This window comes from Paenibacillus marchantiae, from assembly GCF_028771845.1.
Taxonomy (GTDB): Bacteria; Bacillota; Bacilli; order Paenibacillales; family Paenibacillaceae; genus Paenibacillus; species Paenibacillus marchantiae.
Genome location: NZ_CP118270.1, coordinates 3,079,654 through 3,104,822 on the forward strand (window position 1 = coordinate 3,079,654; position 25,169 = coordinate 3,104,822).

Genomic DNA, 25,169 nt, shown 5'->3' on the forward strand with positions numbered 1-25,169 from the left:
TGTACCCTTATTTATTTGAGGCGTTGCTTACACAGGAGAAGGTTTACTCGTTCTCGTTAATGAGAAAAGTTCCATATCGCCATTCTCAACTCCTGTAACAGCATCGGCCAAAATAGAAGCAGCGAACATGCTGTACACTGTACCGTTACCGCCATAACCCTCAAGAAAATAAGAATGCGGGTATTCAGGATGTGGGCCGATAAACGGAAGTCCGTCATTCGTATTGCCAAATACGGCACCCCAGGCATAATCAACTTCAAGACCCTCCAGTGGGAAATAAGAGCGAACTTCTTCCAGGAGTGTATCTCCCCGGTGTCTTGCCCGAATCTCACGCTGATCTTCCCTCGGTGTCTCTTCATCCAGACCGCCAGCAATGATCCGTCCGTCTGGTGTGGTTCTCATATACAGGTAAGGGCGTGCCGTCTCCCAGATCAGACTGTGCTCATACCATTCCTTAAGGTCAGGCAACGGTTTAGTAGCGATAGCATAGGTGGTTTGTAGGTAGGCTCCTTGATCCTTTTTGATGGCCTGCGTCTCATAACCGGCAGCAAAAATAACCTTGCTGGCGCGGATTTTCCCACCTGAAGTATGACACAGCACACCATCATCATCGAATTCACAATGAATCATCTCAGTCTGTCCATAGATTCGTGCTCCTCGTTTGCTTGCCGATTCAAACAAGGCATGAACAAAACGATACGGGTTCACTTCAGCATCCCCCAACGTATATAATGCGGCAGGTTTGCTGAAGGGGAAATGGGTGCTGATTTTGTCGGAATTCCACAGTTCAGCTTCAAAGCCATAATGCTTCAACGTTTGATATTCTTCCTCCAGCATGGCTACATCATCAATGCTGCTGGCAAAACAGAGACTGGTCCGTGGAATAAACCAGGGATCGGTATCCAGCCTGTCCGCAATTTGTGTGAGTTTCTGCATGGCTTCACGACATAGTTCATAGAAGCGCACGCCTGTCTTTTCACCAAAGGTATTGATACAGGAGGTCAGTGTTTTGTCGTTTGTGTACTGCAAAAGTCCTGTATTGGCTGAACTACTGCCATGCGCAATCTTTCTCTTATCAATAACAACCGTATTAACTCCACGCTCCGTAAGCAATTCGGAAGTCAGTGCCCCCCCATACCACCACCTATGATCAAGCAGTCACAGGAGATGTCGGTTTGTAGCGAGGGATAGTTAGAATTTGGGTTGAAAGTGGAAGGCCAGAACGGTGTACCATAGACCAGATCCATTAGAAACATCTCCTTCATGATTACGTTTGTATACTTTTGAGTGACCGGGTTAACAATAATTGCGCATAAACTTTATGCCGAGGAGGTCAACGAAACATGCAGAATCAATCCATGCAAGCGCTGAGTCCGAAAGAATTGAATTATATTGCGGATTCAATAACCAATGAAGAACTGCTGATCAAGCAGTGCGCGGCTACAGCTTCTATCTCACATAATCCGCAAATTCAGCAGGCACTGAATCACTATGTTCGTTCCCATGAACAGCATCTGAACACACTCGTTAATGCTTTGCAACAACATCAATCTATTGCTCCAACACAAGCACAGTAATAGAAGCCGAATCTAACCGTATAGGAGGAAATCGTGTGTATTCTCAATCTTTATCATCTAGTGGATCTTTTATGCAGGAACAGGATTTGTTGAAGTCGATTCTTGCGGATTTAAGACGAACCGCGCGCGAATATACGACAGCAACAACCGAAGCTTCCTGTCCCATTACACGTCGGATGTTCACAGATTTGACCAATGATACACTCCGTTTGCAAGGTGAGCTGTTTAATGTGATGCAGCAGAACAACATGTATTCGGTAGGCTCGAAGGCATTGCGCCAGGATGTGGACAAGCAGATTCAATCGGCCCACCAGACCCAACAGAAATGCCAGCAGTTCATTCAGGAAAAGAATACGCAGGCCAGTGCTTACAACCAGGCGCCTAATGTACCCCAGCATCAACCGAATTACGGTAACCCTTATTACATGTAACCTTTGTAATTATGGTTTGAAGCAGGTACTGTTACAGACCATACCACCGCTTGCCCGAATTCAGGGCGGGCGGTTTTTGTCTTTGCATGATCGTTGAATTCATGTAATATAAGTATTAATTCATTTTCAGGAAGCTGGATGACGCTGGAGGGAAAGACATGAAGGATCTGAACGATCTGCAATTAAAAGTTCTGGATTTGTTGAAGGAAGACGCGAGAAGGACTCCCGCACTGCTGTCGACGCTGCTGGGGGAGTCGGAAGATAAGATCAAGAACGCCGTGGCCCAGCTTGAACAGGACCACGTGATTGTGAAATACGCAACCGTTGTGAACTGGAGCAAGATTGATGATGAGAAAGTAACGGCCTTGATTGAAGTACAGATTACGCCTGAGCGTGGTCGTGGCTTCGAAGGGATCGCTGAACGCATTTATCTGTATCCGCAAGTGAAATCGGTATATCTCATGTCAGGTGCATATGATCTGCTCGTAGAAGTAGAAGGTGGCAACCTGCGTGAAGTCGCTAATTTTGTATCGGAGAAATTGTCTCCGATTGACTCTGTACTTTCAACCAAAACGAATTTTATTCTTAAAAAATATAAGCAGGACGGGATTATTTTTGAAGACCATCAGGAAGACAACCGTCTCATGATCTCGCCGTAAAGGAAGATGCGTCATGATAGTGAATGAACAGACAACAGGAAACAACAAGAAAATGACTTCGTATTTGGCACCTTTGGTTCAACAGATACCGCCATCCGGCATACGCAAATTTTTTGATCTGGTTGGCGATAACAAGGATATCATCACACTGGGTGTAGGTGAACCGGACTTTGTAACACCGTGGCATATGCGTGAAGCTTGTGTATATTCACTCGAAAGAGGCATGACCAGTTACACTTCCAATGCGGGTATGCCGAAACTGAGGGAAGCCATCAGCGAGTATCTGGATACTCAATTTGATACCAAGTATGATCCAAAGGACGAAATTATCGTTACCGTTGGTGGCAGTGAAGCCATTGATCTGGCATTGCGTGCATTGATTGTACCCGGAGACGAAATTCTGATTCCAGAACCTTCGTATGTGGCATATTCTCCAATCGCTTCGATTGGTGGAGGTATACCGGTTGGTGTAGAAACGTATGCGAAGGATCAGTTTAAACTGACTGCCGAGGCGCTGGAAGCGGGAATTACGCCGAAGTCGAAGGTTCTTATCCTCTGTTATCCGAGCAATCCGACAGGTGCCATCATGACCTATGAAGAATGGTTGCCTATTGCTGAAGTGATCAAAAAGCATGATCTGATCGTCATTGCGGATGAGATTTATGCTGAGCTGACGTATACGCAAAAACATGTTAGTTTCGCTACGATTCCGGATATGAAGGAACGTACCATTTTGGTTAGTGGGTTTTCCAAGGCTTTTGCGATGACCGGCTGGCGAATTGGGTATATGTGCGGACATCCTGAACTGATTGCAGCCATGCTCAAAATTCATCAGTACACGGTGATGTGTGCACCTGCTATGGGACAGGTGGCCGCGCTTGAGGCATTGACGAACGGTTTGGGTGAGAAGGATAGAATGGTTGAATCCTATAATCAGCGCAGACGCCTTATCGTGCAGGGTTTTAGAGATATTGGACTGGACTGCCATGAACCCCAGGGAGCATTTTATGCATTTCCTAGTATCCAGAAGACGGGGCTGAGTTCGGATCTTTTTGCTGAGCGTTTGCTAACGGAAAATAAAGTGGCGGCTGTTCCTGGTAATGTATTTGGTCCACAAGGTGAAGGATTTCTTCGTTGTTCCTATGCAACATCTGTGACCCAATTGAATGAAGCCTTGGAACGAATCGGAAACTTTGTTTACAAACTGCAAAAAGAGGGTTAATAGGGATTAGAAGCTTCTGATCGACATAAACTTTCTTCAAACTAGAAAAAAATAACTTTCTTTTACAAAATATTGTGATATAATTTCAATTTGAAATAAGTTTTTCTTGTATTTGGAAACTAATTTTTCCAAGGAGGGGTTGGCTTTGTTTTGTGTTGAATATGATTTACCGACTAATCGTGGGCATTATTTGGCAGAAGGCGATCATGGCGACCGATGGTCGGTGAAACCGGATCACGCATCTTTGCATAACGTTTCCTTGGAAGATGAGATCCATATGCTACGCCGCAAGATGGAACAGATATTCCTTGAAGAGAAATCATTTACATCCGATATTGTAATTGAAATTAGCAGTTTGCTAGATTTGAAGATTAATGAATACATGAAGGCTAATCCGATTAAAGGAAAGTAATTTTTCGTTGTATCGAAACGTTACGCATATTCGATTCGAAGAAGACCCGGAAAGGGTCTTTTTTTTGATCTATGAACAGATTGCTTTGGATAGGTAGGGTTATTTTTTTGCGTGGAACAATTGTGATATATTGTACATAGGAGACTAAAGGGGGAACTGGAATGAAGAGATTTTGGGGGCTTACCGCAATCATTTCTATGATTTTTCTGCTTGCTGGCTGTGGCGGTAAGGACGGTTTTACAATTTTTATCATTGATAACCAAGGAAATCCATCCGTGATCTCGGAGCAGTTGCAAGCTAATTTGCAGCAGAAGCTGGGCGAGGAGCCCAAGGTGGAGGTTATCACCAGTGCAATGTATGATGTGCAGAAAATTATGGTAGAGTACGCGGCCGGTGGTCATGATATTTTCATTTTGCCTGAGGCTGATATGAAGCAGTACGGAAGTAACGGCTCCAATATTCCGCTTGATGATACATTTGATGCGGAGAAGTATAAGCGCGGTGTATTTGAAGGCGGGGTCCTGGTTGAAAAGGGTGAAGGAGATGACGGTTCAGATATCAAGACAGAATCACATCTCTATGGCATTCCCTTGGAAGACATGCAAATGTTCAAAGATGTAGATTATGCTGCGCAAAATCTGTTTGCTACCATTCCGGTGTCGGCGTCTAATGTCGAAGAGTCCAAGAAAGTGCTGAAGGCGCTGACAGAGTAAATGCAATCTAGTATGGCTACTGAAGGAGGGGAGCGGATTGCTAATTACGGTCACAGGCGGCATAGGCAGTGGTAAAACCCGATTTGCGCTTGGGTACGCAGCCCGGATTAGCCGGGAGGGCATCTATTTATCCACTGGTGATCATGATCCCGTGATTCCCGAATTGCCATCCGCTCATTATCGTGCCATCCAGGCTGGGAACGGCCAGCACCTGACGGAGGTGCTTCACCAGATTAATCGAGAATCCAATCTCTTCCTGGCAGATCAGCGGATTGTCATTGTGGATAGTCTGACCGCATGGATGGCAGCCGGGTTCAGGGCAAGTGATGATCTGGATCAGCAGCGTTCAGAGACACAGCTGTTGCTGGACGCCCTTCTGTCTTACCAGGGAAAGCTGCTCGTGATTACCAATGAAATGCACGGTTCTTTATATCCTTCAGAGGAAGAACGAATTTTTGCAGCAAGAATGGCGTCAGTTAACCGGGCGTTGCAGGCGCATTCGGAACAGATGTATCTGTTGATATCTGGCTTGCCTGTTGATCTCAAAGATCGAGGGCTGCGATATGAAGATTAGTATTTCATAGTGTTAAACGATGGACGAGCCTAAAGAAGCCTCCGTTACCACAAATTGTGGTGCGGAGGCTTTATTTTATGACAAAAGCTATGCGTGTAAATTTCTTTATTTCCGAGTTTTATTGCGTCTGATCCACCAGATTATACAGCCAACAACAATAATCGCCAGAAGTACATATACGACCAGGGAGTACACGTCCATAAAGTGCAGAATACTCTCCCATGAAGCACCGAGAGCCGCACCAACCGAGACGAGAATAATATTCCAGGCCAGTGTTCCAATGGTTGTGAAGAGTAGGAATAAACCAAATTTCATGTTGGACATGCCGGCAGGAATTGAGATCAGGCTTCGAACAAGGGGAACCATGCGACAGAATAGTACGGTCCACATTCCATATTTGTCAAACCATGCATCGACACGGTGGATATCTTCTTTTTTGATCCGCAGAATATGACCCCAACGTTCTACAATCTTCTCCAGCCGATTGACATCAATCAGCAGTCCGATCCCATAGAGAATGACAGCCCCAAGCACAGAACCAATGGTAGCAGCAATAATAACACCGGGAAGGGTCAGGCTGGTGTAGGTGGTCATGAAGCCGCCAAAAGGTAATATGATTTCGGAGGGGATGGGGGGAAATACGTTTTCAAGCGCAATAATGAGTGCAATGCCTATGTAGCCGTATTGTTCCATGAAATCGGTTATCCAGTTTTGCATAATCGTCTCCTCTACTTTTGGTTTGCAAGGATTTGGCGTATACTCGGCAGAGTACACCAACTCATATATACGTGTGAAGGATCTCACTGGTTTCTGAAAATAATAGCATTCCCGTATTCATAGCAGGTCAAGTATACTGATTAAGTTAAACTCTAGAAGGGCAATGCATTTATATTTAACCCCAGCGTTCTACCATGCGAATGATATTAACAATAGGAGGGATTACAATGGGCATATATACACGAACAGGTGACGAGGGGCAGACCTCAGTCATTGGTGGACGGGTCATCAAGGACGATGACCGGGTTGAAGCTTACGGGACAATTGATGAGCTGAATTGTTTTGTTGGGCAGGCCATCAGTTTTATTGATCAAGCAAATGGGGAATTTGAGGATTTGCGTGAACACTTGCTCGAAATTCAGCAAGAATTGTTTGATTGCGGGTCCGATCTCGCCTTTGTAAAAATTAGCGAAACCAAATATAAAGTACGGGATGAGATGGTCACCCGGCTTGAGCAATGGATTGATCTGTATGATGCGGAAAATCCGAAGGTGGAACGGTTTATTTTGCCAGGGGGCAGTTTGCTCTCTTCCACATTACATGTCTGCCGTACAGTATGTCGCCGCGCTGAACGCCGCGCCGTAACACTCGGACAGCATACGGATATCAACCCTTCTGTACGACGTTATTTGAATCGTCTGTCTGATTATTTCTTCGTTGTAGCTCGGACTGCCAATGCGAGACAACAGGTAGCTGACATTGAGTATGTGCGGAGCAAAAAAGTATTCCGCCGCAAAGACAAAGAATGAGCGATTATTATTCACCACTTATTTACACGGTTCCCGAAAATGAAGATGGCTGGCTGCTGAAGACCGTGCTTCAGCGGCGCCTACAGGTTTCGCGCAAGCTCCTGTCGAGAATCAAACTTACAGAGCAGGGAATTATGTTGAATGGCGAGCGGGTATACATCAGCGTCAAAGTTAGCGCAGGTGACGTCCTGGAAGTCCGAATGGAACAGGAAGAGTCGGATGATATTTTACCTGAGCCGATTCCCTTTACGATACTGTATGAAGATGAGCACTTGCTTATCGTGAACAAAGATTCCGGTGTCATCGTACATCCAACACATGGGCATTACACAGGTACTTTGGCAAACGGGGTTGTCCATTATTGGAAGTCCAAAGGCGAGCGATTCCGCTTCAGGCCGATTCATCGACTGGATCAGGAAACATCGGGTGTGCTGGCAATCGCAAAAAATCCATATGTGCACCAGCATGTGTCTGAACAGATGATCGCAGGAACGGTGGATAAACAATATATTGCCTTAGTGCACGGTAGTCCTGCCCAAGAAGAGGGGGCCATCGATGGCCCGATTGATCGTGATCCCGAAGAGCCGCATCGTCGAATCGTTACACCTGACGGGTATGCGGCAAGAACGTTATACACGACCGTTGTCCGATGGGCGGGCGGAAGTGCCAGTGCGGTGAATCTGAAGCTGGAGAGCGGCAGAACCCATCAAATAAGGGTACATATGACATCGATTGGCTGCCCGTTAATTGGGGATCGGATGTACAAGACCCTTCCAGTGCATGAGATTGATGAGCAGACCATGGCTGTCCGAGAGGAGCGAGACACTTGGATTGCTCGTCAGGCATTGCACGCATGTGAGCTGGCGTTTGACCATCCCATTTTGCACAATCGGATGACGTTCCAAGCCCCATTGCCCGCAGATATGGCTGCCTTGGAGGCTCGCCTGGATGTCGAGGCATCACCGAGAGAAGTATTGTAGGGATCTATCAAACAGCCTGCAATTCGCGCTGTGTGTAGTAGCTCAGAGTGCATTTGTGTCCGTGTCCAGCTGTAAGTCAACGGTTAGTTAGCTTAACCCGTGTGAGGCATGCAAACTGCATCCGAACAAAATGCCGCAGGCTAATTTTTAAAATTTTTAGGTTGTAGGATATATATGTTTTAAGGTTTTTGACCCTAAAGCCGAATGTATATTTTTCTCATTCGAAAAGAGGTTTAAAATTACAGTGCGATGGTATCGGTTTGGAGCGACTTTTGGATTTGCAAAGCAAACCAAGGGAAGCGAGAAGTCGAAACCGGAGCACCACCGGAGCACACATAGGAGGACAAGTAACGATGAGTAATCTAAAAGTATATCAATACGCCAAATGTGGCACGTGCCGCAAAGCCGTAAAATGGCTGGAAGCTCAGGGGCATGAGCTGGAATTAATCCCTATTTTCGACACACCTCCATCCGAAGCAGAATTAACGGAGTTGATTCAGAAGAGCGGAGTTGAAGTGAAGAAGTTCTTTAATACGAGTGGGGAAGTGTACAAGGAGCAGCAATTGAAGGACAAGCTGCCAGGGTTGTCCACAGAAGAGCAGATTCGTTTGCTGGCTTCCAATGGTCGTCTGATTAAACGTCCAATCGTTACGGATGGTCACAAAGTGACCGTAGGATTCAAAGAAGACACGTATGAGCAGGAATGGAACAACGCGTAATTTATAGATGAATGATTTCATTGATTGTTAAATGAACCAAGGTGAAAAAGGCTCTGAATGTTCAAATTTCAGGGCTTTTTTGGCTGGTCGATCCTTGGCGGAACTATGCTATAATGATAGAATTAGTTCGATATTTTATTTGCTAGATACAGGACAGGAGAGAACAAATTCAAGTGAATCAACGTAATGAACCTACTTTGTTGCTGGTAGATGGTATGGCGGTGTTGTTCCGTGCATTCTATGCAACATCTGCAAGCGGATATATCAGACGTACAAAGGCAGGCGTGCCAACCAACGCAGTATACGGATTTATCCGTTATTTTTGGGATGCGGTTCAGACCTTTGGGCCAAGTCATGTCGTATGCTGTTGGGATATGGGGGGCAAGACGTTTCGCGGTGAAGAGTATGCAGCGTACAAGGGGAACCGTCCGGAAGCTCCGGATGATCTGATTCCTCAATTTGCTCTGATTCGTGAAGTGATGGATAGTTTGAACATTCCGAATATTGGCGCTCAAGGATATGAGGCTGATGATTGCATCGGTACACTTGCCAAGTACTACACCGAGCAGACGGATATGAACGTGATGGTACTTACGGGTGACCATGATATGCTGCAACTGATTGACGACCGCACAAGCATTATTATTATGAAAAAAGGTCATGGCAATTACATGGTGTATACGCCTGAATCTCTAATGACGGAGAAACAACTGACGCCTCGTCAAGTGATTGACATGAAAGGTCTGATGGGCGATGCCAGTGACAATTATCCTGGGGTACGGGGCATTGGGGAGAAGACGGCTTTGAAACTTGTGCAGGAGTTTGGCTCCATAGAAGGCATTTTGGACAATATGGATAAACTTACCCCTTCGGTACGTAACAAGATTGAGAATGATCTCGATATGCTTCATCTGTCTCGTAAACTGGCAGAGATTCACTGTGCTGTTCCGGTAGCTTGTGCACTGGATGTATGTGAATTGCGTCTTGATCCGGATATGGTGATGGACAAGTTCGAACAACTTGAGATGAAGAGCCTGGGCTCTTGGATGGGAGTGGCAATAGGGTGAGTAGTATGCAGACAAAAAGGACGGGCAAAAAGTGGTGGACAGGGGCTATGGCCCTCGTCCTTGCTTTGCCGGTAATCCTTTCAGGAGCGGTGAGTGCTCCACAGACAGCGGATGCCAAAGCGGCAATTAGCACCAAGGTACAGAAAGTAAAAGCAGCAGGACGCAGTTTTACCGTGCAGACGGTTAGTATTCCCAAGGGTACACCAGTTACCGTAGGATTGGCGAAGAAGCAGGTCGGTCAGACCGCAACATTACCTTCGATTGTTAAGGCATATGGCGCGCAAGCGGCCATTAACGGAGCGTTTTTTGAAGCTTATAACGGAGCTCCAGATCCATACGGCATGTTAATAGCAAACGGCAAAGTTATACATATTGGAAGATACGGAACAACGATCGGGTTTAAGGAAGACGGTTCAGCCATCATGGATTCGCTTCAAGTGAGTCTGACGGGTAAAGTAACAGATAAAGAAGGGAAATCACGCAGTTGGTATGCGACCTTTATTAACCGAACACCTTCCGCGAATGCGAGTATTACGATGTTATACACGCCAGAGCGGGGATCTACAGTCGGGTTCAAAGGAGGTACGGCGGTTGTGATGGAGAAAGGGATTGTCACCAAGAAAGTACCGAATACCGATGTAGCCATTCCAAAGAATGGCTCGGTGCTGGTCTTCACGGGGAATCAGAAATCTTCGTCGGACCGCTTCACCGTTGGATCAACTGTTGAGATGAATTATAAATACACCAATGCAGCAGGCAAGGAGATCCCTTGGCAAGATGTAGTCACCGCTGTGGGCGCAGGTCCACGTCTGGTGAAAGACGGCAAAGTTGCCGTAAATCCAACGAGTGAGGGCTTCAAGGATACCAAAATTCTCAATGCCTCCGGCGCAAGAAGCGGTATAGCCATAATGGCCGACGGTTCGGTTATGTTGGCTACCGTGTCAGGAGCGACGATCAAAGAATGGGCTGCTGTCATGCAGAAGCTTGGTGCCAAGGAGGCAATGAACCTGGATGGTGGTGCATCTTCTGGCATGTATGCTGGCGGCAAAATGCTTACTTCCCCGGGCCGCTTGTTAAGTAATACACTTGTTTTTGGTGGCTCTGTTCGTTAAAAGAAAGCCAATATGGGAGGTAGGATCAGATGACACTCACACATAACCGGAAGCCAGATGAAAGAAAAACGGCGGTATTAGCTGTAAACGTAGGGCAAGTTCAGGCCTTGCCTGGCCAGAAGCGCGAAGTGATGAGCGGCATTGTGAAACATCCCATATCCAGCCCGGTCTTCCTGTCATTCACCGGAATGACAGGGGATGCCCAGGCGGATCTCGAGCACCATGGTGGGCCTGATAAGGCAGTTTGTGTATACGATTACAGTCGTTATGCGGCGCTTGAACAACTGATGGATCGCAAGCTGGGCTGGGGAGCTTGTGGAGAAAATCTGACAGTTGAAGGCTGTATGGAGGAAGAAGTCCGGATTGGTGATGTGTATGAATTGGGGGAAGCCACGGTACAGGTAAGCCAGCCAAGACAGCCTTGCTTCAAGCTTGGTGCACGGTATGATTACAAAGAGCTGCCTGTTTATTTTCAGGATAGCGGGCATACCGGATTTTATTTTCGGGTGTTGCAAGAGGGCGAGGTAACTCCTTCTGCAATATTCAGACGAATAAGCACGAACCCTGCATCAATGACCATTCTGGAAGCTAATCGAATTATGCATCAGGGGAAGCAGGATGTCGCTGCTATGCGTGCTTTGCTGGCCATTCCAACGTTAGCCGACAGCTGGAAGCAGACCTTATTGAAGCGACTGGCTAAGCTCGAAACTGCTGAACAGGATTAATTCATGCCCTTGTTTAGAGAACAGATTCGAAGATCCATTTTAATTTTAAACTACTTGGGAGTGTGACTAACATGACGATTTTAGGCGCAATTGAAGCTGGAGGAACCAAATTTGTATGTGGTATCGGTACGGAAGAAGGAGAAGTTCTTGAACGCGTAAGTTTTCCAACGACGACACCGGAAGAGACGATGGCTCAAGTAATCGCTTTTTTTGAAGGTAAAGGTATTGAAGCATTAGGTGTAGGTTCATTTGGTCCGATTGATCCGATTGAAGGAAGCCCGACTTATGGTTACATCACAACAACACCAAAACCACATTGGGGTCAGTACAACCTGATTGGTAAGCTCAAAGAGCACTTTGATGTACCGATGACGTTCGACACCGATGTAAACGGTGCTGCGCTTGGGGAAGCAACCTGGGGGGCTGCACAAGGCCTAGATAGCTGTCTGTATATTACTGTCGGAACGGGTATTGGTGCAGGCGCAGTTGTAGGTGGCAAAATGGTCCATGGATTGTCACATCCAGAGATGGGACACATCATTGTACGCAGACATCCTGAAGATACGTATGAAGGGTTCTGTCCGTATCATGGAGACTGTCTGGAAGGGCTTGCCGCAGGTCCTGCTATCAATAAACGTTGGGAGCAACCAGCTTACGAACTGCCAGCCGATCACAAGGCCTGGGAGATTGAAGCACATTACCTGGCGCATGCTCTGATGAATTATGTATTGATCCTCACACCTCAGAAAATTGTAATGGGTGGCGGTGTGATGAAGCAGGAGCATCTGTTCCCAATGGTTCGCAGCAAACTGCAGGAATTGCTCGCTGGATACGTTCAGCATCCTGCACTTCAGTCCGAAATTGACCAGTATGTCGTTTCACCGGGACTTGGCGATAACGCAGGACTGTGTGGTTCGCTTGCGTTGGCCAAATTGGCTTTGAACAAGTAATAGCTTTACAAACAAGTAGTTGACGAATTTTTCCATTGTGGTAATATATGAGCAACAGCATAGCACGGTTAATGAGGAAGCACCTCTCTTGCATGGATTTTGCAGGAGAGGTGTTTTTTTGTGCTGCTTAATTTAGCACAATACAGACTGTGTCGAGCTGAACTATTGAAGGAGGGACAAGATATGGAAGTCATTTTCATGAACAGATTATCCAGAATGTCAGATCAGAATGAAGAACATGCCCAGCTGTGGATCGGTGAAGAAGAAGGAGCGTGGCATCTGGGATGGAGCCGATATGAGGAAGGAGATCGTACGGATGCCATCTGGTATGCTGGCAGTTCGTGGGACGAGCTGTTACATGTGTATCGTCTTCAGTTAGCCATACAGATGGGCGAAGGATATCGTCCGTTGCTGCAAGGTTTGTTTAACGAAAATGATGATTTGAAGTCGCGCAGTTATGGCGGTCAGCGTCTTCATTGTTACAGTGAATTATATGGCAATGAGGGGCTGTATATGGACCTGTGCATATGGCGCAGGAAGAGAGCAGCGTCTGACCGGAAGGCCCCCTATTTTATTGCAACGAACCGGTTGTTACGCATGATTAGTGCATTTGTTCCACAAACCATCGATGAATTGATGCAACTGCCTGGCGTAGGAGAGAGCAAGGCTTCTGAGTACGGAGCTGAATGGTTGGAGCTTACGAATGGACTGGAACGTTCCACATCTTTTCCGCTAGATTGGGTGTATACGGCTCTGAAGGAACAAGAATATGAGAGCTGGCTGTACAAACAGAGGGAGCAGAAATACAAGCAGGAGCTAGACAGATTCACCACCCGGAAGCAGGTACTTGAAGGGATGAAAGAAGGATATACGTTAGAGGAGATCGTGAATCGTTCCGGATTGTCCCGTCGGGAGCTAATTGAACTGTTAGAGGCACTGGATTTGGAGGGGTATGACACAGATTGTCTACTCGATGCGGAGCTTGCTGTCATGCCGGAAGAGGAGCAAGAGGCGGTATGGAGCGCCTACGAGGAGCTGGGAGATACGTTTCTGAAGCCCGTGTTACATAAGGTGTATGGAGAAGAGAAGCCTGGCGGGAGCAATCTGGAGCAGGTCTACGAAAGACTGCGCATGATTCGCATCCGGTTTCGTCGTCACACAGAGACGGAGCAGAATGCAGGCTAGATTGGAAATAGGACGTTAGTTGTCATACAATAAGCTAATTATAAAAAAAGACGAAGCGTCTCCAAATGTGGAGCGCTTCGTCTTTTGCTATTTCAAACCCAATCTTTTTTGCGGAAAATAAAGAACATGCTCAGGCCCAGTGTAACCATTAGGCCAATAACCACGAAATAACCATATTTCCAGTCCAACTCAGGCATGTTCGTGAAGTTCATCCCATAGATGCCAGTGATAACGGTCAGCGGCATGAACACCGTGGTAATGGCGGTGAACACACGCATGATTTCATTCGCCCGGTTGGCGATACTGGATTGGTAAGCTTCTCGTAAGTTCCCCATCAGGTCGCGATAAGTCTCAAAGGTTTCGGATATTTTCACAGCATTCTCATAAATGTCACTGAAATACTTTTGCAGTTGATCATCAATAAGACGCAGATCTTTTTTATTGAGTGTGTTAATGACCTCTTTCTGAGGTCCAAGCACTTTCTTCAGCCACAGAATCTCACTGCGCAGCCCGATAATCTCATTCAGATGAGACTTTTTGGTATGCATCAGAATGTCTTCTTCTAGCTTCTCGATACGCGCTTCAATTCGGTCACCGACGGTAAAGTAATTATCAACAATTAAGTCAACCAACAGGTACAGCAGCTTATCCGGCGTACTGATTTCCTGCTCCCAAAGAATCGGTTTCAATGTCCGCAATTCGCTGACTTTCTGTTTGGTCACACTGATAATAAAGTGTCTGCCAAGGAACAAGTTGACGGCACGTAAAAAAATCTCTTCATCATCAAAACGAATGCTATTAATAACAATAAAATAATGGCTCTCATAAATTTCAATCTTCGGACGTTGTTCTTCATCACTCAAACAGTCTTCCACGGCCAGATCATGCATCATGAACAGCGGTTGAAGTACCGCCAAATCGTCTACGTCCGCATCAATCCAGTAAAACCCCTCCGCTGGTGGAGTCAGCGCCTGCTGAATGTCGTCCACCGGAATAAATACACCGTTATTTACCAACCGGATTTTCATTATTCATCTACTCCTTCTGCACCCGCCAAATGGGCGGATTTCATCAATATGGGCGCAAAAAGAACAGATCAGCCGGTCGGCAGCGGAGCCTGGAAGTCAGGACTGCGTTCGCTCTATAATCAAACGGAAGTAACGTCCCGCTGCCGGCATGCTGATATCAATTCTCTATGCAGTTTGTCGGAATTCGGCTGCCAGTCAGGCCTCGGGTCGCCATCCATTGAATATGTCACCTCTCACATAAGGGTTTATAACACTTGTCTAGTATACCGCTGGTACAGGGTCCTTTCAAGCGCAAAAATGTGTCGATTTCGCGCCCTGGAGCAGTGTATGACAACGGATGATGAACGGTTCCGATCCTGAGGAACAGACATTGAACTACACCTTGACGTGAGGGGATTAATGTCTTAAAGTAAAAGGTGAACCACACTAGTATTTACAATTGAATAAAGCGAAATCTTATCAAGAGTAGGTGGAGGGACTGGCCCGATGAAACCCGGCAACCGGCGGTATACCGCACGGTGCTAATTCTTGCAGCGACCAAGTGTCCAAGTGACACTGTTGTAACTGAGAGATGAGAGAGGCGCATATCTATTTACATATGACCTTTCTCGGAATCCGAGGAAGGTCTTTGTTATATGCACCGACTTCTCAGCAGTGATTTTCGCTAAGGAACTTGAGCTTGCCGCCAGCAATGTGGTTGCAATTCAGCGCCTGCAGGCAAGCTCATGGCAGCCTATAACTGTACGGATGCGAATCGTATCGAATCCGCAGTGGCTGCATCTATTTATGCACAAGGAGGAGTTAGAAACACCATGCCAATCAAAATTCCAGACACACTGCCTGCCAAGGAAGTACTTGCAGGAGAGAACATCTTTGTCATGGACGAGACATCTGCTTACCAGCAGGACATTCGTCCACTACGTATCGCTATATTAAACCTGATGCCCACAAAGGAAACGACAGAAACACAATTGCTTCGTCTGGTGGGTAACACACCCATTCAGGTAGATATCGTTCTGGTTCATCCGAAGTCTCATACGTCCAAGAATACTTCCCAGGAATATTTGGACTTGTTCTACAAAACCTTTGATGAGATTGAACACCGCCGTTTTGACGGCATGATCATTACAGGCGCTCCTGTAGAGCAAATGGACTTTGAAGACGTGAACTATTGGAAAGAAATCCAGGAGATCTTCGAATGGACCAAAACCAATGTGACTTCGACCATGCATATATGTTGGGCTTCCCAAGCGGGTTTATACCATCATTTTGGAGTTCCCAAAGTTCCATTGGATGAAAAATGTTTTGGCGTATTCTCACATACGATCAACAGATCCAATGTGCAGCTGCTGCGCGGATTTGATGAAGTATTCAACGTCCCGCATTCCCGCCATACGGAAGTGCGGCGTGAAGATATTGAAAAAAATGAAAACCTTGAAATATTGGCTGAATCTGAGGAAGCGGGTATTTTCCTGGTTGCTACCAAAGACGGCAAACAGATTTTTGCAACCGGACATGCTGAGTATGACCCTCTTTCATTGAAATGGGAATATGACCGTGATGCAGCTAAAGGCATGGACATTGCGCTGCCTAGACATTATTTCCCGAATGACGATCCTTCCCGTGTTCCCCCGGCCACTTGGCGGGCACATGCAAACTTATTATTCTCTAATTGGCTCAATTACTATGTGTATCAAGAGACACCTTACGATATTGGTCCGCAAATCTAATCGACATTACAGGAGGATGCTGCAATGGAAGACAATAAGTTGAAAATCGAAAGTCGATTGGCCCAAATTGGGTCTATCAATGAACCGGTAACGGGCGCCATTAATTTTCCGATCTATCAATCCACTGCGTTTCGCCACCCAAAGCTTGGACAAAGCACGGGATTTGATTATATTCGTACGACAAATCCAACCCGTAAAGTGTTGGAAGAAGCAGCGGCAGCGTTGGAATCCGGTGATGCAGGTTTTGCCTGTAGCTCCGGCATGGCTGCTTTGCAAACGATTTTCGCTTTATTTGGACAAGGGGATCATCTGATTGTATCGCTGGATCTGTACGGCGGAACGTATCGTTTGCTTGAACGCATCCTGTCTCGATTTGGTGTGACGGCAAGTTACGTAGATACCAATGACCTGGCAGCTCTGGAAAGTATTCGTCAGCCGAATACAAAAGCGGTATTTATTGAGACACCAACCAATCCACTAATGATGATTACGGATGTGGAAGCGGTATGCTCCTGGGCCAAGAGCCATAACTTGCTGACCATTGTGGATAATACACTACTGACTCCGTTCTTCCAGCGTCCAATTGAACTCGGTGCTGATATCATTATCCATAGTGCCACGAAGTATCTGGGTGGTCATAATGATGTACTTGCCGGATTAATTATTACCAAAGGGGAAGAATTGTCGGCCGAAATGGCATTCCTGCACAATTCTATTGGAGCAGTGTTGTCTCCAAGCGACTCCTATCAGCTGATGAAAGGCATGAAGACACTCGCTCTTCGCATGGAGCGGCATGAGTATAATGCTTTGACGATTGCCAAGTACCTTTTGGAGCACCCAGCCGTTAATGAAGTGTATCATCCTGGTTTGTCGGATCATCCCGGATTTGAAATACAGAATAAACAATCCAGTGGAAATACAGGCATTTTCTCTTTCAAAGTAAAGGATGCTCGTTATGTTGAACCGTTGCTTCGTCACATCAAACTGATTGCTTTTGCGGAAAGCCTCGGGGGTGTAGAGTCATTGATGACTTATCCTGCGGTACAGACCCATGCGGATATTCCGATTGAAATTCGTGACGCGGTAGGTGTAGATGACCGTCTGTTGCGCTTCTCTGTAGGGATCGAACACGCCGAAGATCTGATTGCTGATCTGGGCAATGCACTCAAAGCTGCACAGCAGGAGATAGAAGGGGGAACGCATCATGAGTGAGCAAAACAATAATGCCAACAATCATGAACGGAATGTTCATTCCGACCTGAAGTTCGATACCAAGCTGCTGCATTTCGGTGACGAAATTGATAAAACCACCGGGGCTTCCAGTGTGCCAATTTACCAGGCCTCCACATTCCATCATTTTGATATTTTTAATCCACCTCAACATGATTATAGTCGTTCCGGTAACCCGACTCGTCAGGCATTGGAGGATTACATTACATTATTGGAGGGTGGGGCACGAGGATTTGCCTATTCCTCAGGCATGGCTGCCATCTCCAGTGTGTTCATGATGTTCTCGGCAGGCGATCACATGATTGTGACGGAAGATGTATATGGAGGAACGTATCGACTGCTTACTTCCATTCTGAGCCGGATGCAGATTGAGACTACCTTTGTGGATATGACCAATATTGATGAAGTGAAGGCAGCGCTCAAACCGAATACGAAGGCAGTCTATATGGAAACACCATCCAACCCGACACTTCGGATCACGGATATTGCTGCGGTCACCTCCTGGGCACAGGAACATGGGTTAATCTCCATTCTCGATAACACCTTCATGACGCCTTATTACCAACGGCCGATCGAGCTCGGGGTAGATATTGTCGTACATAGTGCGACCAAGTTCCTTGGCGGACACAGTGATGTACTGGCAGGTTTAGCCGTTGCTCGTACGGATTCATTGGGTACACAGCTAAAACAATTGCAGAATGGACTTGGAACCGTGCTCGGGGCTCAGGAATCCTGGCTGCTGATGCGTGGTATGAAAACCTTGGGTGCGCGCATGGCACACAGTGAACAGAGCACAGCGAAGCTGGCTGCTTGGCTTAGTGGACGCAGTGATATTACGGCTGTATTTTATCCGGGACTGCTGGATCATCCCGGCCGTGAAGCTCATGAACGTCAGTCAAGCGGATACGGCGCTGTCGTGTCGTTTGACGTAGGTTCAGGCGATCGGGCCAAGGCTGTACTTAATCGTGTGAAATTGCCAATTGTTGCCGTGAGTTTGGGTGCGGTTGAAAGTATCTTGTCTTATCCTGCGATGATGTCTCATGCGGCTATGCCGGCTGAGGTTCGCCGTGATCGGGGTATAACTGACGGATTACTGCGCTTCTCGGTTGGTCTGGAAGACATCGATGACCTGATTGCAGATCTGGATCAGGCACTTCAGGACTCGTAGGATCGAACAGTATTGAAACACGGGTGTTAGAGCCCGCTGAAAAAGAAATGAAATAGATAGCATATGTAAACATTTTTATTAATTTTTAAAGCACCTTCTCATAAGGTGCTTTTTTTCACATGTAACCTGTGTTACGATATGTGGAGTACAGAAATGCGATGTTGCCACCAAAACTTTCATCTATATGAGCAAGTTGGGACGGATCGTGATTATATTTTCTCTTCATGAGGGAGGCTTTTTTACGATGAGTACGGTAGACCGTATCTTAGATAAAGCCCTTCGGGGCGAACGTTTGGACTTGGAAGACACGATTCAGCTGTTTGAATCAAATGAAGTAGACAAAATCGGGGCCGCCGCCAATGTGATTGTAAAACGCATGCACCCCGAACCATACAGAACATTTGTAATTGGGCGTAACGTCAACTACACGAACGTGTGTGATGTGTACTGCCGTTTTTGTGCTTTCTACCGCAGACCTGGCTCTGACGAAGGATATGTACTTCCCGATGAAGTCATCTTCCAGAAGATTCAAGAAACCGAAGACGTAAATGGTACCGAGATTTTGATGCAAGGCGGAACGAATCCGAATCTGCCGTTTAGCTATTACACTGACCTGCTCAAAGCGATCAAGGAGCGTTTCCCTAATATTACGATGCACTCCTTCTCGCCAGCTGAAATTATGAAAATGGTTGAAGTGTCCGACGGTCTTACTTTGGAAGAGGTTGTACGTGCAATTCACGAAGCGGGACTCGATTCTCTGCCTGGTGGTGGTGCCGAAATCCTGGATGACCGTACACGCCGCAAAATCAGCCGTTTGAAAGGTTCATGGCGCGATTGGATGGACGTTATGCAGACGGCTCACCGTATCGGTATGAACACAACGGCAACGATGGTTATCGGCCTTGGTGAAACGATGGAAGAGCGCGCACTGCATCTGCTTCGTGTACGTGAAGCTCAGGATGAGTGCATTGCGAACAAGTATGATTCCGAAGGATTTCTGGCGTTCATTCCTTGGACATTCCAACCGGATAATACAAACCTGAAGCTGGAGCGTCAGACGCCAGAAGAGTACCTGAAGACGGTAGCGATCAGTCGACTGGTGTTGGACAACATCAAAAACATTCAATCCTCATGGGTAACGATGGGACCTGAAGTCGGCAAAAAATCACTCGAATTTGGCTGCAATGACTTTGGTAGCACCATGATTGAAGAGAACGTGGTATCTGCTGCAGGCGCAACGTACAAAGTCAACATTGGTTCCATTACGCAACTGATTCGGGAGTCCGGTTATATTCCGGCACAGCGTAACACAAGATATGACATCCTGCGGACGTTTGATGAGAATAATGCCATTCAACAAGATTTTGTAATGCAGAACTAATATTTATTTTATAGTACATCACGCTGATGAATTGAATGGATAAGAATCATTCAGTCAGTTTGGATATGAAGTCCGTTGATTACTCTTTAAGGGGGAATCGGCGGACTTTTTAATTTCACTTCACACCAAGCGATTATTCACAGATCATCAAACAGTACATATTACGCATTTGGCGATATTTTAGTTTGAAATTCAACTGTTACAATGAAAGGACACGTGAGTAAGCAGACATGCTGGGAAGGGGCAGGCCGATGAAAACAAGAAGACTTGGGAAGACGGAATTGGAAGTACCTGTACTGAGCTTTGGAGCATCCTCTCTAGGTTCAGTATTTCGTGATATTGACCGAGGTGAGGGTGTTCGTACGGTTCACGCCGCTGTAGATGCAGGGATGAACTATATAGATGTTTCGCCCTATTATGGATTAACGAAGGCTGAATCGGTGCTTGGAGAAGCCATCCGTAGTTTGCCACGTAGCTCGTTTACGTTGTCGACCAAGGCTGGACGTTATGGGGAGAATGCATTTGATTTTTCGCGTAAGCGGATACATGATAGTGTACAAGAGAGTCTGGATCGACTGCATACCGATTATATCGACATCCTGTTCTTGCATGACATCGAGTTTGTCCCGGCCGATATTATTATTGAAGAAGCTTTCCCAACCTTACTCCGCCTAAAGGAGCAGGGAGTCATTCGCCATGCAGGGATTTGTGGCTTACCGCTGCCGTTATTCGAAACAGTGTTGCCACAGATTGATGCTGACGCTATCATTTCCTACTGCCATTATGCATTAAATGATACTTCACTACTGTCCTTGCTGCCCCTTTTGGAAAATAAAGAAGTTGGCCTTGTGAATGCTTCGCCTCTTTCTATGGGCTTGTTAAGCACAAGAGGAGCTCCTGCCTGGCACCCGGCAGATGATCGCGTGAAGCAGGTCTGCCTGCAAGCGGCGCGGTTCTGCGCGGAACAGGGCAGCGATATTGCGAAGCTTGCCGTGCAGTTTGCAACAGCCAATGAACGGATTCCAACGACACTGGTCAGCAGTGCAAGTGAACATAATATCCGCAACAATGCAGCCTGGATTGAGGAACCATTAGACCAGGAACTGTTATCGGAGGTGCTCCGAATCCTGGCTCCGGTTCATAATGAGAGCTGGGCCAGCGGCCGTCCTGAATATAACATTGAACATAACATAAAGTCACAAGCATCATCGAAGGGGGAACAGGAATGAGAGCAGTTATATGTGAAGAAATAAATCGTTTGGCGTTGCGAGACATAGCTGAACCCGAAAGAACCGAGAATCAGGCGTTGGTTACTATCCGACGAATTGGTATCTGCGGCACAGATCTGCATGCATACAGAGGCAATCAGCCTTTTTTCACCTATCCTCGTGTATTGGGTCATGAGCTTGCAGGGATTATTGAAGACATCGGGGAGAATGAAGCGGGCCTGAAGAAGGGAGATCAGGTTAGTATTATTCCGTATTTGCATTGTGGGCATTGTATCGCCTGTCGATCAGGGAAAACGAATTGTTGTGTGTCCATGCAGGTGATGGGTGTGCACGTAGACGGAGGCATGAGAGAAAAAATCAGCGTGCCTGTCTCACATCTGCTCTCAGCAGAAGGTTTGACGCTGGATGAGACGGCAATGGTAGAACCATTAAGCATTGGAGCCCATGCCGTCAGAAGAGCGGGAATCAAGTATGGTGAGCATGTGGTTGTGATTGGAGCTGGCCCCATTGGATTGGGTGTGATGGCATTTGCCAAACAGGCGGGGGCGCGTGTTATTGCCGTTGATCGTAATCTGGACAGACTGGAGCTTAGCCGGACTTGGGCTGGAGCGGATGACCTGGTACAGGCCAATGAACATTCTGTACAACAAGTGGCTGAAATTACGGGAGGCGACTATGCTACAGCTGTCTTCGATGCAACAGGTAACGTGAATTCGATGAATGAGGCGCTTCAATATGTTGCTCATAGTGGTCAACTTATTTTCGTGGGACTGGTGAGAGCGGATATTACCTTTCATGACCCCGAATTTCACAAGCGGGAGATGAGTATCTTGGGCAGTCGAAACGCAACCCGTGAAGATTTTGAACAAGTCCTGTCGACCTTGCGTCAAAAGAAATTAAGCATGGATGGGTATATCACACACCGAGTGGAATTTGATGAGTTACCTACTGCAATAGATCAATGGTTATTGCCAGATTCACATGTAGTCAAAGCCATCGTTGAGCTATAATAACAAGTAAGTCTGATAACAGAAAAAAACGCTCTCTGACCTTACTGGACAATACTGTCCATCCATAGGGGAAGAGAGCGTTTTTTGTAAGTTGAATTAAAATTACACGATAACGAAGAGGACAGAAAAAACCTGAATAAGCGAAGCGTTCGCCTTTATCCCCGGATTTTTCCCTTCAGAAAAGGGAATCGAAAAAATCTGGGGATAACAGCGATTGGAAGGTTGTTCTGTCATCGTAGTGTCAGTGTAAATATCTTTAGTTCAACTTACATGAGCTATTATTTTTCCGGGTTTGTCACAATACCTGCATGTGGATCAATATGACGCACAATGGATTTGAGCCAGATCATTTCGAGGAAATGAATCTCATAGTAGAGCGCTCCCGGAACGTGTTGGATCCAACCTTCAGCGACAGCTGGATGCCCTGGATCCGTTGAAGCAGCCAATGTTCCAGGTTCACGGCGCAGCCGTTTACGGATGGCTTTTTCAACTTGAGCGCTTTGCGTGGTTAAAATACATATTTTGCGCTTAGCTGTGAATCCGCGGAATGCAATATACACCATTTCATATGCAATGAGATAAGCAATTACCGAGTACATCGCTTGATCCCAACCGAAGACAACACCAGCGGCGGTTAGAATCAACAAGTTGAGCAGCATGATTATTTTTTCGATAAGCATCCGTTTCCCGCTAAATACACGTTCAGGTGGACGGGAGGACGGATCACCGATTTCCAGCGTATCCAGTGTCCCACCATACCGCACGACTAGACCGATTCCTAGACCGAGACATAATCCCCCAAACATGGCGGCAGCCAGCGGGTGCTCGACAAGCGGCGGCATGGGATGAAGCACAATGGCACCAATCGAAAAGACAACCAAACCCAGAACAGTGACCAGTACGAATTTCTTTTGCACGAGTCTATAGGACAGAAAGATAAACGGAACGTTGAACAAAAACAGGAACAAACCAATCCTCATTTCGGTCCAGTGGGCGAACAACGAAGAGATACCTGTAATGCCTCCAATAATGATCTTATTGGGATGTAGAAACAATTCAAGTCCCACGGAGGCCAGAATTCCACCCGCTATTACAAACAATAAATTCAACATGCGACGGGCAGATGATAATCTGGTCTTGGCGGTTTGTGGCACCGGATTAGCCGATATCAGAGGTGCTTTCATAGGTCATCCTCCTTAGTGCGGCTTTCGAGCCATTCTCCCTGGGTTAGTCACAGAAAGATCGGCATAAGAGCCGCGAAGTACGTTAGTGTGTCTGTTCTGTACAGACATAAGGAATTATCCTTCTTTCTGTAGAACCTTTGGTTCTTCTTTCTTTTTCCGAGGATCCTTGAACTTGAATATTTTATCCAATAAACGGAATACATGTTTGGACTCTTTGGTTAATAAAGGACCCAGAATGGCCAGAATTAGGACATAGAGCGCGGCAAACGGTTGAATCATTGGCAACAGTCCTCCGGCTTTACCCATGTTGGCCAAGATGATGGAAAATTCACCCCGTGACACAATGGTTAATCCAATATTCGCCGATGCTTTGGGCGATAGTCCTGCACTGCGTCCGGCCATCATACCTGCCAGGAAGTTACCGAACAATGTAATAACAACTGCAATCAGAGCTAACCATACGGCTTCGCCACCCAAAGACAACGGATCAATGGACAATCCAAAGCTGAAGAAGAAGATTGCTCCGAAGAAGTCACGGAACGGTAGAATCAAGTGCTCAATCCGTTTCGCGTGTTCTGTTTCAGCAAGCACCAGACCAACCAGTAATGCACCAATCGCTTCGGCAACATGAATGGTTTCAGAGAAGCCGGCTACCAGGAACAAGGCTCCGAATACAACGAGAGAGAATAGCTCATTCGATCGAATTTTAAGCAATTTGTTTAGTAGCGGTGTTGCTTTGCGTCCAAGGATAATCACGATAAGCATGAATCCGAGAGCAATAAGTGCGGACATGATGACGCCTCCGATGGAGGATGAATCACTAAGCACAAGTCCGGACAAGATCGAGATATATACAGCGAGGAATACATCTTCGAACATAATAATACCCAATATCATCTCTGTTTCAGGATTGGCCGTTCGTTTCAAATCCACGAGTACCTTGGCCACGATGGCACTGGAAGAGATGGTAGTTATACCTGCGATAATAAGTGCTTCTGCAACTGGGAAACCGGACATAAAACCGAATATTAATCCCAGCGTGAAGTTAATCCCAATATAGATAGACCCGCCGACTGCAATGGATTTACCCGATTTGATCAAACGACCAACCGAGAATTCCAGCCCTAGATAGAAGAGCAGGAAGAGAATACCAATGCGGCCCATAAACTCAATAAACGGCTGACTTTCAATGAAACGGAAGTCCAGATGCCAGATTTTCATAGCATGTGGCCCAACAGCCATCCCGATCAGAATATAAAACGGAACGACCGAAAATCTTAGTTTTGCCGATAAAAGGCCGGCTGCCGCAATGAGCACAAGGGCCAGACCTACTTCGAATATCAAATGATCCATCTAT

At 46.5% G+C, this 25,169-nt stretch carries 26 protein-coding genes and 1 riboswitch; of the genes, 21 read left to right on the forward strand and 5 right to left on the reverse strand.

Annotated features, from left to right (window positions below; all coding sequences use genetic code 11):
- Positions 1 to 27: 27 nt before the first annotated feature.
- The gene (locus PTQ21_RS14230; protein ID WP_274570309.1) at positions 28 to 1,113 is read right to left on the reverse strand and encodes an NAD(P)/FAD-dependent oxidoreductase; all 1,086 of its coding nucleotides are present in this window, start codon (positions 1,111 to 1,113) and stop codon (positions 28 to 30) included.
- A 230-nt stretch (positions 1,114 to 1,343) separates the two neighbouring features.
- Here PTQ21_RS14230 and PTQ21_RS14235 point away from each other — a divergent pair, with 230 nt between their 5' ends.
- From PTQ21_RS14235 to PTQ21_RS14265, 7 genes are all read left to right on the forward strand, one after another.
- Entirely contained in the window at positions 1,344 to 1,577 is a 234-nt protein-coding gene (locus PTQ21_RS14235; protein ID WP_063564215.1) for a hypothetical protein, read from the forward strand.
- A 35-nt stretch (positions 1,578 to 1,612) separates the two neighbouring features.
- The gene (locus tag PTQ21_RS14240; RefSeq protein ID WP_063564216.1) at positions 1,613 to 2,008 is read left to right on the forward strand and encodes a spore coat protein; all 396 of its coding nucleotides are present in this window, start codon (positions 1,613 to 1,615) and stop codon (positions 2,006 to 2,008) included.
- Positions 2,009 to 2,166: 158 nt separating this feature from the next.
- The gene (locus PTQ21_RS14245; protein WP_024628343.1) at positions 2,167 to 2,667 is read left to right on the forward strand and encodes an Lrp/AsnC family transcriptional regulator; all 501 of its coding nucleotides are present in this window, start codon (positions 2,167 to 2,169) and stop codon (positions 2,665 to 2,667) included.
- A 13-nt stretch (positions 2,668 to 2,680) separates the two neighbouring features.
- Positions 2,681 to 3,889, forward strand: a complete 1,209-nt coding sequence (locus PTQ21_RS14250) for an aminotransferase class I/II-fold pyridoxal phosphate-dependent enzyme (protein ID WP_063564217.1) — start codon at positions 2,681 to 2,683, stop codon at positions 3,887 to 3,889.
- Between the two features lie 190 nt (positions 3,890 to 4,079).
- Positions 4,080 to 4,301, forward strand: coding sequence for an aspartyl-phosphate phosphatase Spo0E family protein (locus PTQ21_RS14255; RefSeq protein WP_323374397.1), 222 nt, complete (start codon positions 4,080 to 4,082; stop codon positions 4,299 to 4,301).
- Between the two features lie 161 nt (positions 4,302 to 4,462).
- On the forward strand, positions 4,463 to 5,014 hold the full coding sequence (locus PTQ21_RS14260) for a type 2 periplasmic-binding domain-containing protein (protein ID WP_063564218.1): 552 nt from the start codon (positions 4,463 to 4,465) through the stop codon (positions 5,012 to 5,014).
- 37 nt (positions 5,015 to 5,051) lie between these two features.
- The gene (locus PTQ21_RS14265; protein WP_072734039.1) at positions 5,052 to 5,588 is read left to right on the forward strand and encodes a bifunctional adenosylcobinamide kinase/adenosylcobinamide-phosphate guanylyltransferase; all 537 of its coding nucleotides are present in this window, start codon (positions 5,052 to 5,054) and stop codon (positions 5,586 to 5,588) included.
- A gap of 105 nt (positions 5,589 to 5,693) precedes the next feature.
- Here the strand turns inward: PTQ21_RS14265 and PTQ21_RS14270 are convergent, their stop codons facing one another.
- The gene (locus PTQ21_RS14270; protein ID WP_024628348.1) at positions 5,694 to 6,305 is read right to left on the reverse strand and encodes a DedA family protein; all 612 of its coding nucleotides are present in this window, start codon (positions 6,303 to 6,305) and stop codon (positions 5,694 to 5,696) included.
- Positions 6,306 to 6,532: 227 nt separating this feature from the next.
- Here PTQ21_RS14270 and PTQ21_RS14275 point away from each other — a divergent pair, with 227 nt between their 5' ends.
- The 8 genes from PTQ21_RS14275 to PTQ21_RS14310 all read left to right on the forward strand — a co-directional run bounded on the left by PTQ21_RS14275 (position 6,533) and on the right by PTQ21_RS14310 (position 13,852).
- Complete coding sequence (locus tag PTQ21_RS14275; protein ID WP_063564220.1) at positions 6,533 to 7,114, forward strand: cob(I)yrinic acid a,c-diamide adenosyltransferase; 582 nt, start codon at positions 6,533 to 6,535, stop codon at positions 7,112 to 7,114.
- Positions 7,111 to 8,094, forward strand: coding sequence for an RluA family pseudouridine synthase (locus PTQ21_RS14280; RefSeq protein WP_274570311.1), 984 nt, complete (start codon positions 7,111 to 7,113; stop codon positions 8,092 to 8,094). Before PTQ21_RS14275 ends, PTQ21_RS14280 begins: the two co-directional genes overlap by 4 nt.
- A 353-nt stretch (positions 8,095 to 8,447) precedes the next feature.
- Positions 8,448 to 8,813, forward strand: coding sequence for an arsenate reductase family protein (locus tag PTQ21_RS14285; RefSeq protein ID WP_063564222.1), 366 nt, complete (start codon positions 8,448 to 8,450; stop codon positions 8,811 to 8,813).
- 173 nt (positions 8,814 to 8,986) lie between these two features.
- The gene (locus PTQ21_RS14290) at positions 8,987 to 9,880 is read left to right on the forward strand and encodes a 5'-3' exonuclease (RefSeq protein WP_072734037.1); all 894 of its coding nucleotides are present in this window, start codon (positions 8,987 to 8,989) and stop codon (positions 9,878 to 9,880) included.
- 5 nt (positions 9,881 to 9,885) lie between these two features.
- Positions 9,886 to 10,992 carry a phosphodiester glycosidase family protein gene (locus PTQ21_RS14295; RefSeq protein WP_256336662.1) on the forward strand — a complete coding sequence of 369 codons (1,107 nt, stop codon included), beginning with the start codon at positions 9,886 to 9,888 and terminating at the stop codon, positions 10,990 to 10,992.
- A gap of 29 nt (positions 10,993 to 11,021) precedes the next feature.
- Positions 11,022 to 11,717: an MOSC domain-containing protein gene (locus PTQ21_RS14300; protein WP_274570312.1), complete on the forward strand. Its 696-nt coding sequence runs from the start codon at positions 11,022 to 11,024 to the stop codon at positions 11,715 to 11,717.
- Positions 11,718 to 11,788: 71 nt separating this feature from the next.
- Positions 11,789 to 12,667 (forward strand): ROK family protein, encoded by an 879-nt coding sequence (locus tag PTQ21_RS14305; protein ID WP_063564224.1) that lies wholly within the window; start codon positions 11,789 to 11,791, stop codon positions 12,665 to 12,667.
- Between the two features lie 183 nt (positions 12,668 to 12,850).
- Positions 12,851 to 13,852 carry an HRDC domain-containing protein gene (locus PTQ21_RS14310; RefSeq protein ID WP_274570313.1) on the forward strand — a complete coding sequence of 334 codons (1,002 nt, stop codon included), beginning with the start codon at positions 12,851 to 12,853 and terminating at the stop codon, positions 13,850 to 13,852.
- Between the two features lie 92 nt (positions 13,853 to 13,944).
- Here the strand turns inward: PTQ21_RS14310 and corA are convergent, their stop codons facing one another.
- A complete protein-coding gene (corA, locus tag PTQ21_RS14315) occupies positions 13,945 to 14,880 on the reverse strand; it encodes a magnesium/cobalt transporter CorA (protein WP_053780458.1) in 936 nt (311 codons plus the stop codon).
- A gap of 453 nt (positions 14,881 to 15,333) precedes the next feature.
- Positions 15,334 to 15,458, forward strand: a riboswitch (SAM riboswitch).
- A gap of 234 nt (positions 15,459 to 15,692) precedes the next feature.
- Here corA and metA point away from each other — a divergent pair.
- From metA to PTQ21_RS14345, 6 genes are all read left to right on the forward strand, one after another.
- Entirely contained in the window at positions 15,693 to 16,610 is a 918-nt protein-coding gene (gene metA / locus PTQ21_RS14320) for a homoserine O-acetyltransferase MetA (RefSeq protein WP_063564335.1), read from the forward strand.
- A gap of 24 nt (positions 16,611 to 16,634) precedes the next feature.
- Positions 16,635 to 17,822, forward strand: coding sequence for an aminotransferase class I/II-fold pyridoxal phosphate-dependent enzyme (locus PTQ21_RS14325; RefSeq protein ID WP_274570314.1), 1,188 nt, complete (start codon positions 16,635 to 16,637; stop codon positions 17,820 to 17,822).
- On the forward strand, positions 17,815 to 19,008 hold the full coding sequence (locus PTQ21_RS14330) for a trans-sulfuration enzyme family protein (protein ID WP_274570315.1): 1,194 nt from the start codon (positions 17,815 to 17,817) through the stop codon (positions 19,006 to 19,008). Before PTQ21_RS14325 ends, PTQ21_RS14330 begins: the two co-directional genes overlap by 8 nt.
- Positions 19,009 to 19,252: 244 nt before the next feature.
- Positions 19,253 to 20,389: a cyclic dehypoxanthinyl futalosine synthase gene (gene mqnC / locus PTQ21_RS14335; RefSeq protein ID WP_063564227.1), complete on the forward strand. Its 1,137-nt coding sequence runs from the start codon at positions 19,253 to 19,255 to the stop codon at positions 20,387 to 20,389.
- A 251-nt stretch (positions 20,390 to 20,640) separates the two neighbouring features.
- Positions 20,641 to 21,618, forward strand: coding sequence for an aldo/keto reductase (locus PTQ21_RS14340; protein WP_274570316.1), 978 nt, complete (start codon positions 20,641 to 20,643; stop codon positions 21,616 to 21,618).
- Complete coding sequence (locus PTQ21_RS14345; RefSeq protein ID WP_274570317.1) at positions 21,615 to 22,628, forward strand: zinc-binding alcohol dehydrogenase family protein; 1,014 nt, start codon at positions 21,615 to 21,617, stop codon at positions 22,626 to 22,628. Before PTQ21_RS14340 ends, PTQ21_RS14345 begins: the two co-directional genes overlap by 4 nt.
- 278 nt (positions 22,629 to 22,906) lie before the next feature.
- Here the strand turns inward: PTQ21_RS14345 and PTQ21_RS14350 are convergent, their stop codons facing one another.
- Positions 22,907 to 23,812, reverse strand: coding sequence for a YitT family protein (locus PTQ21_RS14350; RefSeq protein WP_063564229.1), 906 nt, complete (start codon positions 23,810 to 23,812; stop codon positions 22,907 to 22,909).
- 114 nt (positions 23,813 to 23,926) lie between these two features.
- Positions 23,927 to 25,165: a cation:proton antiporter gene (locus PTQ21_RS14355; protein WP_063564230.1), complete on the reverse strand. Its 1,239-nt coding sequence runs from the start codon at positions 25,163 to 25,165 to the stop codon at positions 23,927 to 23,929.
- Between the last annotated feature and the right edge of the window lie 4 nt (positions 25,166 to 25,169).

Coding starts and splice junctions, on each gene's coding strand:
- PTQ21_RS14235 (WP_063564215.1), top strand. CDS start 1,344: ATGCAGAATCAATCCATGCAAGCGCTGAGTCCGAAAGAATTGAATTAT.
- PTQ21_RS14245 (WP_024628343.1), top strand. CDS start 2,167: ATGAAGGATCTGAACGATCTGCAATTAAAAGTTCTGGATTTGTTGAAG.
- PTQ21_RS14250 (WP_063564217.1), top strand. CDS start 2,681: ATGATAGTGAATGAACAGACAACAGGAAACAACAAGAAAATGACTTCG.
- PTQ21_RS14260 (WP_063564218.1), top strand. CDS start 4,463: ATGAAGAGATTTTGGGGGCTTACCGCAATCATTTCTATGATTTTTCTG.
- PTQ21_RS14270 (WP_024628348.1), bottom strand. CDS start 6,305: ATGCAAAACTGGATAACCGATTTCATGGAACAATACGGCTACATAGGC.
- PTQ21_RS14275 (WP_063564220.1), top strand. CDS start 6,533: ATGGGCATATATACACGAACAGGTGACGAGGGGCAGACCTCAGTCATT.
- PTQ21_RS14280 (WP_274570311.1), top strand. CDS start 7,111: ATGAGCGATTATTATTCACCACTTATTTACACGGTTCCCGAAAATGAA.
- PTQ21_RS14285 (WP_063564222.1), top strand. CDS start 8,448: ATGAGTAATCTAAAAGTATATCAATACGCCAAATGTGGCACGTGCCGC.
- PTQ21_RS14295 (WP_256336662.1), top strand. CDS start 9,886: ATGCAGACAAAAAGGACGGGCAAAAAGTGGTGGACAGGGGCTATGGCC.
- PTQ21_RS14300 (WP_274570312.1), top strand. CDS start 11,022: ATGACACTCACACATAACCGGAAGCCAGATGAAAGAAAAACGGCGGTA.
- PTQ21_RS14305 (WP_063564224.1), top strand. CDS start 11,789: ATGACGATTTTAGGCGCAATTGAAGCTGGAGGAACCAAATTTGTATGT.
- PTQ21_RS14310 (WP_274570313.1), top strand. CDS start 12,851: ATGGAAGTCATTTTCATGAACAGATTATCCAGAATGTCAGATCAGAAT.
- corA (WP_053780458.1), bottom strand. CDS start 14,880: ATGAAAATCCGGTTGGTAAATAACGGTGTATTTATTCCGGTGGACGAC.
- metA (WP_063564335.1), top strand. CDS start 15,693: ATGCCAATCAAAATTCCAGACACACTGCCTGCCAAGGAAGTACTTGCA.
- PTQ21_RS14325 (WP_274570314.1), top strand. CDS start 16,635: ATGGAAGACAATAAGTTGAAAATCGAAAGTCGATTGGCCCAAATTGGG.
- PTQ21_RS14330 (WP_274570315.1), top strand. CDS start 17,815: ATGAGTGAGCAAAACAATAATGCCAACAATCATGAACGGAATGTTCAT.
- mqnC (WP_063564227.1), top strand. CDS start 19,253: ATGAGTACGGTAGACCGTATCTTAGATAAAGCCCTTCGGGGCGAACGT.
- PTQ21_RS14340 (WP_274570316.1), top strand. CDS start 20,641: ATGAAAACAAGAAGACTTGGGAAGACGGAATTGGAAGTACCTGTACTG.
- PTQ21_RS14345 (WP_274570317.1), top strand. CDS start 21,615: ATGAGAGCAGTTATATGTGAAGAAATAAATCGTTTGGCGTTGCGAGAC.
- PTQ21_RS14350 (WP_063564229.1), bottom strand. CDS start 23,812: ATGAAAGCACCTCTGATATCGGCTAATCCGGTGCCACAAACCGCCAAG.
- PTQ21_RS14355 (WP_063564230.1), bottom strand. CDS start 25,165: ATGGATCATTTGATATTCGAAGTAGGTCTGGCCCTTGTGCTCATTGCG.